The organism is Aldersonia kunmingensis (assembly GCF_001646865.1).
In the GTDB taxonomy this organism is placed as follows: domain Bacteria; phylum Actinomycetota; class Actinomycetes; order Mycobacteriales; family Mycobacteriaceae; genus Aldersonia; species Aldersonia kunmingensis.
In genome coordinates, this window is record NZ_LRRB01000327.1 from 1 (window position 1) to 12,179 (window position 12,179).

A 12,179-nucleotide genomic window follows, 5' to 3' on the forward strand; every position below is an offset into this window, starting at 1 on the left:
TCCCTTCGCACCGGTCGGCGGAACCGTATGCGCCGCATCACCGGCCAGCAACAGCCGAGCATGCCGCATGGGTGCCTGCACGAAACTCCGGAACGGAAGCACCGTGCGTTCCAGCACCGGCCCATCGTGAAGCCGGAACCCGTCGTGGCCGGATAACCGACCGTGCAGCTCATCCCAGATCCGGTCGTCGGACCAGTCGTCGGGGTTCTCGGCGGGGTCGCACTGGAAGTACATGCGCTGCACCGTGGCGGTGCGCTGACTGAGCAGAGCGAATCCCTGCCGCGATCGGGTGTAAACGAGCTCGGGTGCACTCGGCGGCGCCTGCACCAACACGCCGAACCACGCAAACGGGTATTCGCGGAAATACTGATGCGGGTTGGCGACTTGTTCCCGGCAGATGCTGTGCGATCCATCCGCGCCCACCACCAGATCGGCGGTCACCTCGTGCCGCGCCCCGCCGCCGGTGTAGCGGACCACCGGCGCGTCGCGCACGTCCGTGAGCTCGGTATCGTCGATGCCGTATCGGAGGTCACCGCCGTCGCGGGTGCGGGCCCGGTGTAAATCAATGAAGACCTCGGTCTGCGGATAGAGCCAGACGGACGCACCGACGAGTTCCCGGAAATCGATGCGGTGGTTCACACCTTCGAAGCGCAGGGAGATGCCCTCGTGTTCGTGCCCTTCGGTGCGGACGCGATCGGAAACCCCCGATTCGACCAGGAGCCGCGCACTGTCGCGTTCGAGAATCCCTGCGCGATGGGTGGTTTCGATCTGCTCCACCGTGCGATTGTCGAGGACGATGCTCTCGATTCCCGCGACGTGCAGCAGGTGCGACAGCATCAATCCGGCGGGACCGCCCCCGACGATGGCAACCTGCGTGCGCGTGGATTCGTTCGACTCACTCAGCCGGGCCCGCCTCTCCACGAAGCCATCCGTGCCATGAACGGTAGGAGGTGCGGGACCCGGCTGTCGATGCCTCGCGCTCGGGGCACCGCTCAGCTGATCACCAACGTCGGGACGACGAGGGCAGTCTCCTTGACCGAGAACACCCGGGTGCCGGGTTTGCGGCCATCCCGAATCGGACTCAGCGCCAACCCTTCGTCGTTCAACCGGCCATGCGTCGCGTCGATATCCTCCGAGCGCCACGCGATTCCCCACAACGTCGTTTGCTCCGGAGCATCGCGACGGACGAGGACTTCGATCACCACCGCAGGACCACGGAAGAACAGCTGAATCGCGTCATCGAAAATCGCTTGTTCGAGCCGGAAATCCAGCCCGAGCGTGGCACCGAACAATGCGACCGCGCCGTCGCGGGTTGGTGCATCGAACACAAGATGGTCGATCGCGGTGATGTCGGGTCCGACGTGCGAAAGCCGTTCTACGCCAGCGCTGATGCCTACCGGTTCGCGCTCCGCGAGGGCGCGCCCGGCAGCCGCTTCGGTGAGCGCCAGCCCGCGCCGCCGCCACAATCGGGACGTGGCCTCGTAGTCGTCGGTGCCGAACACGACGCGGTGTCCGCGATCGCCCTCGCCGGACTCCACCCGCACTGCCGCGTTGTCGACGGTGAACGAATCGACGTCAGGCGTACCGAGCAGGGCTCGGTACGCCTGACGTGAAGCACGAACGTCGTCACCGACGAGTTCGATCGAGAGCGAATGCGGGGATGCCGGTTCCTGTCTCACCCCACGATCGAATCACGCGCGTGTGGAGATGTGTCAGCGGTAGTGCGGGTTGTTGAACACGGGGATGTCGATGTTGATCGGCAGCCGCAGTTCGGACATGTAGAGCAGCACGAACTGGCGGAGGAACTCGTCGAACAGCCAGTACGCCTCCTTCGGCACACCGAGATCGAGTGCCCCTTCCCGCACTGCGACATACGGGCCCCATGCCGTCTCGAGCAGCGGGCTCCAGACCGGCTCGCGGGGGATGTTGAGCCAGCCCGCGACCTGATCGCCAAGCATGAACCGGGTCAGCGCGCCGAGGACGCCGCGACTGAGAAGCGTCAGGTCGAGGTTGAAGCCGAGGTCGAGGAGGATGTCGGCGAGCTTGATGCCCTCGGGGGTGGGTGCCAGGATTGGATCGAGCACCTGCTTCGCCTGCGAATCGGCCGTGGCCCAGGAGTTCGGAATGTACTGATCGTCCACACCGAGCATGGCGGCACTGACCTGCCACGAGTGCAGGAAGCCCTCGGACTCGTTGGCGGGAATGGGTACCTTCCACCGCTGCAGGTTCCGCATGGCCGTGGTCGGCAGGCTGTGCCAAGTAACCATGATGTCAGCCTGGCTGATGGGCTTGTCTTCTTCAGCTGCGTTGATCCAGTGCGGGGACTGCGGAAGCAGGTGCCGGACTGCGGAATGCGCGAGCCGGGTCTTGACGCACGTGACAATCATTTCGCCGTCGGGCTGATAGGCGTTCAGCGAGCCGATGTCGTAGCCGAGCTTCGCCGTTTTCGTGATGCGGTCCTTCATGTCCGCGCCGCCCTTGGAGTAGTACACGGCGCGCGCTTCCTTCGGAATGACGGTGCTCATCATCCCGCTCGCGAAGCCATACAGGACGCCGAGGTAGGTGCCGCGTTTCTGGTTGAACAGCACCGCATCCGCGAGCTTGCCCTGGTCCGCCCACGACGGCAGCTGACGAGCGTGCTCCATGAAGTCACGGAGTTCATTGGGCAGCCCGGGAGGCAGCGGCTGTCCGTTCTTGGTCCACCCACGCAGAAGCTGGTTGACCGCCGGCACCTGACCGCGATCGAGTAGCCCGGCGACCACCCGATCCGCCTCGTCGTCCCACACACCACGCGGGTCGGCACCACTACCGGTTCCCGGCACAGCGCCGGCCGGCGACCACGTCCACGGTGTCGCGGATGTGGCCACGGCGACAGCACCGGCCGCACCGATAACTCCACCGGCTCGTAATACGTTTCGCCTACTGAGACTCTCCACGGTCATGGTCCCTTTCCGCCCGCCTGGGTGCAGGATGTAACGATGTGACAAGCGCTGTACATATGTAACATAGATAGCATGATGTGGCTCGAGTCACAAGCCGCTTTGGGCGGATGTCCATAAGATTCGACGTTGTCGCTTTTTGGGGAGGAGAAGTCGTGAATGAGGTGCCAGCCCTCGCGGCTTCCGCCAACCCGATAGCACTGCTCGCGCGCGCATACGGCGACGTCAGAGCGGGTACGAGCGAGTCAACCGAGACCGCAATCGACCCGACCCGCACGCGCATCCTCGACGCCGCCTTCGAGGTGTTCTGCAAGTGGGGAATCCAGCGGGCATCGGTGGCCCAGGTGGCACAGCGCGCGGGGGTCACCCGCATCACGGTCTATCGCAAGTTCGAAAGCAAGGACGCGCTCGTCGAAGAGGTACTGCTGCGGGAGTTCCGCCGGTACTTCTTGCAGTTCCTCACCGATATCGACGAGGCCGATACCGCAGCCGATCGAGTTGTCCTCGGATTCGTCGGCTCACTGCGCGCAATCTCGGGCAATCCGCTGATCGGTGGCCTGCTCGAATCCGAGCCGGGTCTCTTCGTCGGCACACTCATCAGCGACCACGGCCGTACCCTCGCTGCGGTCACGCAGTTCGTGGCTGGGCAGCTCGCGCAGGAGCAAGAAGCGGGCAACGTCTCGGCGGATATCGATATCGAATTGGTTGCCGAGATGATGGTGCGTATCTCGGCGTCATTCCTCACCGTCCCGAGTCCGCGTGTGGACATGCATGACGATGCTCAACTCGCCTCCATCGCAAGGCAATTCATCGTTCCGATGCTGGAGCCGCGGGGAACGAAGTAACTGCCGCAACGAAATTCGCCCTTGCTCAGCTCCCGCCGATACCCAGGTTGGTGAGCAGAACCAGCACGACGGTCACGACGGCGAGTACGCCGTGGCCGCCCACCACCGCCACAGGGAAATGACGCTCGGGCGGGGCAGCACCCTCGCCCGGCATCGGGCCATCAGGCCCGGGACTGTAGGAACCGGCGCCGACGGCGGCAGGATTGCGGCTCGCTTGATAGGTGGGGATCCACCGAATCAGCATGGCGAAGCCGAGCAGCGCGACGGGAACCAGCAACACGAACGCGATCCAGCCGATCGGGTTGCTGTCCGCCGCCAGATAGATGATCCACAGCACCAGCCCAACCGCCGCAAGTGCAAAGTGCCCCAAAATAATTGGAGGCGATAGCCTGGTGCTGCTTGGTTTGCGATGGCCACCGCCCTGTACCCATTTGGCGAGCATCAGCGACCCGCCCAGCGCCGTGAGAATCCAGGTAATCAATGCTGCGATACCCATGATGTCGACCTTCTTCGAATGCGTTGAATTACACGGTCACGTCCGAAACCCTTCGGACTGCACGGCCTCGTCGGCCACACGGACGCCATAGCGGTAGGCAAGTTTTCCGCCGAGGTAGCCAGATACCGCAAGTGCGGCCAGGCCGACCACGGACAGCACCAGCGGGCCTGCACCCACCGCAGCCGGTTTGTCGTAGTCGCCGATGCGCCAGAGGAAGTTCCCGATATATGCGGCGGTAACCAGCAGGTTCAGGCTCATATGCACCAAAGCGGTGCGGAATGCCGGCGTGCCGACCGGGATGGACAGCAGGTCGAGGAACCCCACCGCGGCCGCGGCGAGCGCGCCCACGACGCCGATCGCGATCAGCCACTGCGAGCCCTGATAGAGGAATCCCGGCGACTCCACGATGTGCGACGCCACATCGAAGACCAGGCTGCCAACCCACGCGCCGATCGGCACGGTGACCAGGATCGGGTGGAACGGGTGCCCATACGGCCCCGCGAGGGCGGTACTGACCGGCTGTTTGCCGTGCTGCCGCACTTCGAGGTCCATAGCCGTTCTCCATCCGCTATTTCACTAACAAGTGTTGGTCTTTTTCGCGGCGAACGTCAAGCTTTCCAGGAAATTCGTACCCACAATCCGTTTGACTAACCACTATCGGCGATATTCTGACCAAATGACCGACCTCGCCCGCCCCGACGAACACGGCTCGATCCAGGCGGTGGCCGCGCTGGCGGAGGATCTGCGTTACCGCCTGTACGGGTACGCGCAGACCGCCCCCGGGCCGGTGAGCCGCGAGGACGCAGCGGAGGCGGTGGGCATCTCACGCAAGCTCGCCGCATTCCACCTGGACAAACTGGTCGATGTGGGTCTGCTGCGCTACCGATTCCATCGCGCCGGCGCCGCGCGGGTTGGGCGTCGGCCGAAAATGTACGAGCCAGCCGATATCGACGTCCAGGTCAGCCTCCCCGCACGCCGGCATGCGGTGCTCGCTGACATCCTTACCGAGGCGGTCCTGACCGAGGACGAACACGGCTCCGCCAAGGCCGCCGCGGAACGGGCAGCGCACAAACGCGGCCTCGCCGCAGCGACCACGGAACGCGAGCGCCTCCGCCCCGGCCGGCTCGGCAGCGAGCGCGCGTTGACCGTCGCCGGGGAGTTACTCAGCAGCTGCGGATTCGAGCCCGAACGCACCGACTCGAGCGTAATTCGGTTGCGCAACTGCCCCTTTCACCCGATCGCCCAGTCAGCGCCCGAACTCGTGTGCCGCCTCAACCACACGTTCATGCAGGGGCTGATCGAGGGACTGCAGGCAACCACGGTAGAGGCGGCGCTGGCCCCGGCCACGGGCCGATGCTGTGTCGAGCTTCGGGCCATCACAGCAACGTCGTGATGCGGCGCGAGGTCACACGCCGACAAGGAGCGACCGCTGGAATCGGCGCCCCGGCACGGCATCGATGAGATCTCGCGTGTACTGGGAGGTGGGATCCTCGAATACCGACTGTGTGTCACCGATATCAACGAGGCGACCGGCTTTCAGTACGGCGACTCGGTGGGAGATCTGCCGAACGACCGCAAGGTCGTGCGAGATGAAGAGGTAGGTCAGGCCCAGGCTCTGCTGCAGATCCGTCAGCAGGCCAATGATCTGGTCCTGTGTAACGACATCAAGCGCGGACAGTGGCTCGTCGAGCAGGATGATTTCGGGCTCCACAACCAACGCGCGCGCGATTGCCACCCTCTGCCGCTGGCCACCGGACAGTTCGGCGGCGACCTTGCTCAGAGTGCTCACCGGCAGATTCACGTTGTCAAGGGCCGTGGCAATCCGCTTGGCGCGCGACCCGTCGGCCCCGATGCCGAACGAGCGCAGCGGTTCCTCGAGGATCCGCTCGACCGACCAGCGCGGGTCCAGTGCGGAATCTGGGTTCTGATAAACGAATTGGACCCGCCGCCAATGCTCCCGCCGATCCCGGTTCCCGAGACGTTCAACATCCTTGCCCAGAACTTCGACGGTGCCGCTGCTCGGGGAGGACAGACCGATGATGATCTTCGCTGTCGTGGATTTTCCTGACCCGGATTCACCGACCAGCGCCAGCGTCTCGCCCCGCCGGACGGTGAAACCCACTCCATCGAGAACTTTGTGCTTCTGCCGCCCCTTGACGCGAAACTCCTTGCCCAAGTTGTGAACACGCACGACTTCGTCCGCGGACTCGGTGTGCGAACGCTGCGCCGGCGGCGGAGTGGTGGCGTGGACCCGGCCGACGAGGGTTGCCGTGTAATCGGACTTCGGTGCGGTCACAATGGATTCGACGTCACCCTGCTCGACCACGCGGCCATCGCGCATCACCACGATGCGTGACGCATGGTCGGTCGCCAGGCCGATGTCGTGCGTAACGAAAAGCACCGTGGTGCCATGCTCGGCCACCAGACGGTCGAAGACACGCAGTACCTGACTCTGAACGGTGACGTCGAGAGCCGACGTCGGTTCATCGGCGACCAGCAGCTTCGGGTTGAGTCCGAACGCGATGGCAATCAAAACTCGTTGCTTCATGCCGCCCGACAGTTCGCCCGGATACTGGCGCAGCCGCCGCTCCGGGTTGTCGATCTCGACCTGCTGCAGCAGTTCGATGCTGCGGCGACGTACCTCACTGCGACTCAGCTTCAACTTCTGCAGCTCGAACACCTCGGCAAGCTGAGAACCGATCGTACGCACCGGATTCAGTGATGCACCTGGATCCTGCGGGACCAGCCCGACGATATCGCCGCGAATCCCGCTCCACTGTCCCTCGGACAGGCCGAGCAGGCTGCGACCGTCGAGCCGCAGCGCCGACGCTTGCACAGTTGCCGATTCCGGAAGTAGTCCGACAACGGTATTGGCGAGAGTCGACTTGCCGGAACCGGATTCACCGACCACTGCGGTGAACTGACCGGACTCGAGGATCAGATCGATATCCGCAAGGGCCACCTTTGCGGCATCACCCACCCCGTAGGTGACCGCGAGGTCTTCGATTTCGAGCAGAGTTTCGGACATCTGGATTCCATTCCCGACGGTCGGCGGTGAGCGCCGTTCAGATTCTGTTGGCCGCGAGCAGTCGGCGGCTGACTACGCCGAGGGCAATGATCACCAAGAGGATCACGATTCCCGGGAGCGTCGTGAGCCACCAGGCGGTGGCGATATAGTTGCGGCCCTCGGCAACCAGAAGGCCCCACTCCGGAGTTGGCGGAGGCGCGCTGTAGCCGAGGTATCCGAGCGCGGCGATCGCGAGAATCGCTGCGCTCAAATCGATCACGGCGAGCGCGATCACCGAGCCCGCAGTATTGGGCAGAATGTGCCTTCGGATCACCGACCACCGGTTCGCGCCGGAAAGAAACGCCGCCTCGACATAATCGAGCGCGCGCACACGCATTACCTCGCTCCGGAACACCCGCGCGAAGATAGCGATCGAACCGATTCCGACACCAATGCCAACCGAAAGCCGTCCAGATCCGTACGCGGTAACGATCCAGATCGACACCAGGAAGCCCGGTAGCGATAGCAGCACGTCGCTGATCCGCATTCCCACCGCATCCACGACCGGCCCCGAGACTCCGGTGATGACTCCGATGATGCTGCCGACAACCAATCCGACTGCCACCGCCAGTCCCGCGGTCAGGACCGTCTGCGACGTTCCATAGATCACCCGGGCCAGCACGTCGCGGCCGAGATGATCTGTGCCGAACCAATGTTCCCAGCTCGGCGGCTGGAACTTCTCGACGTGGTTGCCGGTGAGCGGGTCGAATGAGGTGAACAACCCGGGGGCAAACGTCCAGATCACGACCAACAGCAGCAATGCCGCCGACAACACGACTGGCAGCGAAAGCCCCCGCAGCCGGCCGAGTAGATGCGACCGAACGGAATTCTCGGCCGGCGCGGTGATGTGCGGCAACGTTGTCGAATCGCTCATTTGAACCTGCCCAGTCGCGTGTTGAAACCGTTGCTCTGCACCTTCGTCACCCGTGGATCGAGCAGCGGATAGATGAGATCGACGGCGAGGTTGATCCCCACGATCACCACGGTGGTCAGTAGCACCAGTCCTTGCAGGAGCGAAATATCCTGTGTGGCAACCGCATCCATGAGTACGGAGCCGAGCCCGGACCGCGAGAACACCGTCTCGGTGACCACCGAACCGCCGAGTAGTGCACCCAGCGTGGTTGCGGTCACCGTGAGAGCCGGACCCGCCGCGTTCTTGAGGACGTGCTTGCGGACCACCCATCCCGGCGTACCGCCCTTTGCACGCGCCGTTGCGATATGCGGCAACCGCATAGTGTCCTCGGCGTTCTTGAGCAGCACCTGTGCGATCGGAGCCGAGAGCGGGACGGCCAGAACGAGCGCGGGTATGACGAAAGACGCCACCGACCCGTCGGGAAACAGTGAGAACAGCCCCAGCTGGACCGAAAAGATCTGCAGGATAACCAGTCCGAGCCAGAACGTCGGCACCGAGCTGAACAGCGGCGGGATGTTGAGGATCACCTTGCGCAGCCGGCTCGACCGGTTCGTGGTGGCGAGCAGCACGATGCCGATCGAGATGGCGATCGCGAATACCGTTGCGGTCGTGGCGAGTTTCAGTGTCTCACCGATGACTCCGCTGATGCGATCGAGCGTCGCTTGGCCGCTCGACAGCGAGAAACCGAAATTTCCGCTCGCCACTTGGACCATCTGCCCGAAGTACTGCTCCAGCAGCGGCTTGTCGTACCCGTAGAACTGCTTGACCTGCTCGACAACCTCCGGGTTGAAGTAGCCATCCCCCTTGGCCACGAAGATCGTGGCCGGGTCGGAGGGCAGCACACTTACCGCCCAGAACACCACCGTGAAGGCCAACACCAGCACGAGTAGCGACTGCCCGATTCTCGACAACGCGTACCTGATCATCGCCCCTGCCTCACTGTCCCCGTCACCGTTCGCCTAGGAGGCGCTCGAAACCTTCCAAGCGCTCTGGAACAGCGGTTCGGTGAGATTGGTGAAGTCGACGTGCACGTCCGGCGAGGCCGAATGCACCTGGACCTCGTCCCACAGCACCAGCGCGAGATGCTTGGCGATGATGTCCTCCTGGACCTTCGCCAACACTTCATTGCGCTTCTCGGGATCGGTCGCCGAGAGTTCTTCGGCGGACAGCGCGATCAGCTCGTTGTCGGCAACAAAGGTCATGGTGTTCTTCTCGCGGCCGAAGAGCAGTGCCAGACCGACGTTGTAATAGGTCCGGGTGCCCAGCAACGGCTTGGACGGATCGGCGAACGCAATGTTGTACGCGGTGGTGTCACCGGCGTTGTTGATGAGCTTCACACCGAGTTCACGCCACTGGGATTCGATGAATTCGAAGGCCGGCCGGATGACGACGCTCTGCACGGATGCGGAGATGCTCAGCTCGAGCTTCTTGCCGTCCTTCTCGCGAATACCGTCCGCACCGACCTTCCATCCGGCCTCGTCGAGCAGTCGCTTGGCTTCCTCCGGGTTGTACGCGATCTCCCCGCTGACGTCGGTGTAGGCCGGATCATCGTGGTTGAGAACCGAATCCGCGCGCTGGTAACTGTCGGAGAGAACCGTCGATACGAGCGCGTCGCGGTCGATTCCCAACTGCAGGGCACGGCGCACCCGCACATCGCTTACTTGGTCGTTTCCGATTCGCACCGCAGCAATGTTGGTGGTCAGCAACGGCGCAGGCACGGGGATGACCTGCTTGCCCGCCGCGGCGAGGCTGGCCTCGTCGGTCGGCTGAATGCCACGTGCGACGTCAACCTGGCCGGACTGCACCGCGCCGGCGCGCAAGCCCGGTTCGCCGATGGCGCGGATCTCGAGCTTGTCCACGTAGGCCGCGCCCTGGTTCGGGGAAACCGCTGGGGCCCAGGCATAGTCGCCCCGCCGCTTCAGCACCACCTTCTGGTCGGGCACATGCGACTCGTAGATGAAGGCCCCCGAGCCGATCACGTTCTCGATCCTCGACTGACCGTCGTAGTCACGGGCGAGCGTCGAGAGACCCCGGATCCCGGCGCGACCGCCGGAGATAACCCGGTAGAGGTTGGCGTTGGGCTTGTTCAGGAACACCGTCACGGTGTTGCCGGAGACCTCGCTGCGGTCGTATCCCACGAAGTCGCTAAAGGGCGGGATCTTCTTACTCGGGTCACCGAGCGCAACCTGATCAAGGTTTGCCTTGACCGCGTCGGCGTTCAGCGGCGTGCCGTCGCTGAAGGTCACACCGTCCCGGATCGTGAACGTGTACTGCGTCGCGTCAGCGTTGTGCGCGAATTCCTTCGCAAGCCATGGCGTCACCTCCCCGTTGGTCGGGTCGATATAGACCAGCCGGTCGACAACCTGCAGCAGAAGGTTGCCCGTCGAGTAGAAGCTACTCAGCGCATCCTGCACGTACATGACGTCGGAGTAGACGACGGTGCCGCCGCGCTGAGGCTCACCGGTAGGGCCGCTCGATGCGGTGGTGCCACCCTGCGAGCAGCCGGCCAGCACGCCCGCCGTGAGGAGGGCGGCGACGACCTTTTTGACTCCTGACATGAATTCCTCACTGTGCTGCGAAACGTTGCTCTGCAGGCGAACGTTCGAATTCGAATTTCGGAAACCCATGCGTGCACCCCGCGGCCCACATGCTTTGCGTCAAGCTAAGGCTCGATCGAGCTGACGCTCAATGAATTACCTCGCTATGACCGAAACCCGACTGTGAAGTAAGCCGGGTGGCTGGCGGGGCCGCTCAACCGAATGCGGTCCGCAGATCTGTGTCGGCATAGTCGAGTTTGTAGATGCCCTTCTTTTGCAGCAGTGGCACCACGTGCTCGACGAAATCCGTGAGTCCGGACAGCGTGATCGCGGGGTTGATATTGAATCCGTCGGCGCCGCCCCCGACGAACCATTCCTCGATCCGGTCCGCGACGAGTTCCGGTGTGCCCACGAACCGGAGGTGGCTGTTACCGGCATCGGTCAGCCTGAGCACATGTCGGAGCGTGACGTCCGGCCCGGTGACGAAACGACGGATGGATTCGTGCGTGCTCACGCTTCCCTCGACCTCGGCGAGGTCCGGCAGCCGGTCGACCGGGAATGGCGCGTCGAGGGCAATTCCCGCCAGATCGATCTCGAGTCGTTGTTCCAGTGCCGCTATCCCGCGCTCCGGTGGATTCAAGGAGCTGATCTCCTCGTGAAGGAGTTCGGCCTCGCGCTGCGTACTCCCAACGATCGGAATGAGGCCGGGCAGCACCTTGACCCGAGGCCGCCTCGATCCACCGGCACGCTGCATGACGTGCAACGAACTGCGAAAGTTTATGGCGTGCTGAAGGTCCTGCGCGACCGAGTAGACGGCATCGGCGTACTTGGCCGCGAGGCGCTTGCCCCGCTCGGACGCGCCCGACTGGAACAGCAATGGACGGCCCTGGGGCGGTCGTGGAATATCGAGCGGCCCGCGCACCGCGAAGTGCTTGCCCCGATGCTCGATCGGCACGACGGAGTTCCGATTCACCTGCACGCCAGCGGCACGGTCGAGGATGATCGCATCCTCCGCCCAACTGTCCCACAGCTGAAACAGCACATCGATATATTCGTCGGCTCGGTCGTATCGCTGCTCGTGCGGTTCGAGCGCGTCGAAGCCGAAATTTTGTCCCGCGGCTTCCGAACCAGTGGTGACGATATTGACTCCCGCCCGGCCCCTACTGAGGTGATCGAGCGTGGCGACCTGTCGCGCGATGTTGTATGGGTGGGTAAAGGAAGACGAGATAGTGGCAATCAGGCCGATGTGCCGCGTGAGCGGTGCGAGCGCGGAGAGCAATGTGACCGGTTCGAGGGGCGAGAACAGGTAGGCCCAATCGTTGTCTGGAATGGCAGGGGTGTTGGCAACGAACAGCCCGTCGAACAGCCCTCGTTCGGACAGC

At 63.7% G+C, this 12,179-nt stretch carries 12 protein-coding genes; 2 read left to right on the top strand and 10 right to left on the bottom strand.

The window, feature by feature from the left end; translation table 11 throughout:
• The 3 genes from A8G08_RS26205 to A8G08_RS26215 form a co-directional block, all read right to left on the bottom strand.
• Positions 1 to 921 (bottom strand): 4-hydroxybenzoate 3-monooxygenase (locus A8G08_RS26205; RefSeq protein WP_281182188.1); only part of this gene is annotated, 921 nt, incomplete at its 3' end.
• A gap of 71 nt (positions 922 to 992) precedes the next feature.
• Positions 993 to 1,679: a VOC family protein gene (locus A8G08_RS26210; RefSeq protein ID WP_068280975.1), complete on the bottom strand. Its 687-nt coding sequence runs from the start codon at positions 1,677 to 1,679 to the stop codon at positions 993 to 995.
• A gap of 33 nt (positions 1,680 to 1,712) precedes the next feature.
• A complete protein-coding gene (locus tag A8G08_RS26215) occupies positions 1,713 to 2,936 on the bottom strand; it encodes an oxygenase MpaB family protein (RefSeq protein WP_068280989.1) in 1,224 nt (407 codons plus the stop codon).
• A 167-nt stretch (positions 2,937 to 3,103) separates the two neighbouring features.
• Here A8G08_RS26215 and A8G08_RS26220 point away from each other — a divergent pair, with 167 nt between their 5' ends.
• Positions 3,104 to 3,784 carry a TetR/AcrR family transcriptional regulator gene (locus A8G08_RS26220; RefSeq protein ID WP_068280990.1) on the top strand — a complete coding sequence of 227 codons (681 nt, stop codon included), beginning with the start codon at positions 3,104 to 3,106 and terminating at the stop codon, positions 3,782 to 3,784.
• 25 nt (positions 3,785 to 3,809) lie between these two features.
• Here A8G08_RS26220 and A8G08_RS26225 read toward each other — a convergent pair whose 3' ends face one another.
• Together A8G08_RS26225 and A8G08_RS26230 are read right to left on the bottom strand one after the other, a co-directional pair.
• Positions 3,810 to 4,280, bottom strand: a complete 471-nt coding sequence (locus tag A8G08_RS26225; RefSeq protein WP_068280976.1) for a hypothetical protein — start codon at positions 4,278 to 4,280, stop codon at positions 3,810 to 3,812.
• Between the two features lie 36 nt (positions 4,281 to 4,316).
• Positions 4,317 to 4,832, bottom strand: coding sequence for a DUF2231 domain-containing protein (locus A8G08_RS26230; protein WP_068280977.1), 516 nt, complete (start codon positions 4,830 to 4,832; stop codon positions 4,317 to 4,319).
• A 124-nt stretch (positions 4,833 to 4,956) separates the two neighbouring features.
• Between A8G08_RS26230 and A8G08_RS26235 the strand changes: the two genes are divergently transcribed.
• Entirely contained in the window at positions 4,957 to 5,673 is a 717-nt protein-coding gene (locus tag A8G08_RS26235; RefSeq protein WP_068280978.1) for a helix-turn-helix transcriptional regulator, read from the top strand.
• Positions 5,674 to 5,685: 12 nt separating this feature from the next.
• Here A8G08_RS26235 and nikE read toward each other — a convergent pair whose 3' ends face one another.
• The 5 genes from nikE to A8G08_RS26260 form a co-directional block, all read right to left on the bottom strand.
• The gene (gene nikE / locus A8G08_RS26240) at positions 5,686 to 7,308 is read right to left on the bottom strand and encodes a nickel ABC transporter ATP-binding protein NikE (RefSeq protein WP_068280981.1); all 1,623 of its coding nucleotides are present in this window, start codon (positions 7,306 to 7,308) and stop codon (positions 5,686 to 5,688) included.
• 37 nt (positions 7,309 to 7,345) lie between these two features.
• Positions 7,346 to 8,221, bottom strand: coding sequence for an ABC transporter permease (locus A8G08_RS26245; RefSeq protein ID WP_084436892.1), 876 nt, complete (start codon positions 8,219 to 8,221; stop codon positions 7,346 to 7,348).
• The gene (locus tag A8G08_RS26250; RefSeq protein WP_068280984.1) at positions 8,218 to 9,186 is read right to left on the bottom strand and encodes an ABC transporter permease; all 969 of its coding nucleotides are present in this window, start codon (positions 9,184 to 9,186) and stop codon (positions 8,218 to 8,220) included. The genes A8G08_RS26245 and A8G08_RS26250 overlap by 4 nt, the downstream gene beginning before the upstream one ends.
• Before the next feature lie 33 nt (positions 9,187 to 9,219).
• A complete protein-coding gene (locus A8G08_RS26255) occupies positions 9,220 to 10,818 on the bottom strand; it encodes an ABC transporter substrate-binding protein (protein WP_068280996.1) in 1,599 nt (532 codons plus the stop codon).
• Between the two features lie 193 nt (positions 10,819 to 11,011).
• Positions 11,012 to 12,179 (bottom strand): NtaA/DmoA family FMN-dependent monooxygenase (locus A8G08_RS26260; protein WP_068280986.1); only part of this gene is annotated, 1,168 nt, incomplete at its 5' end.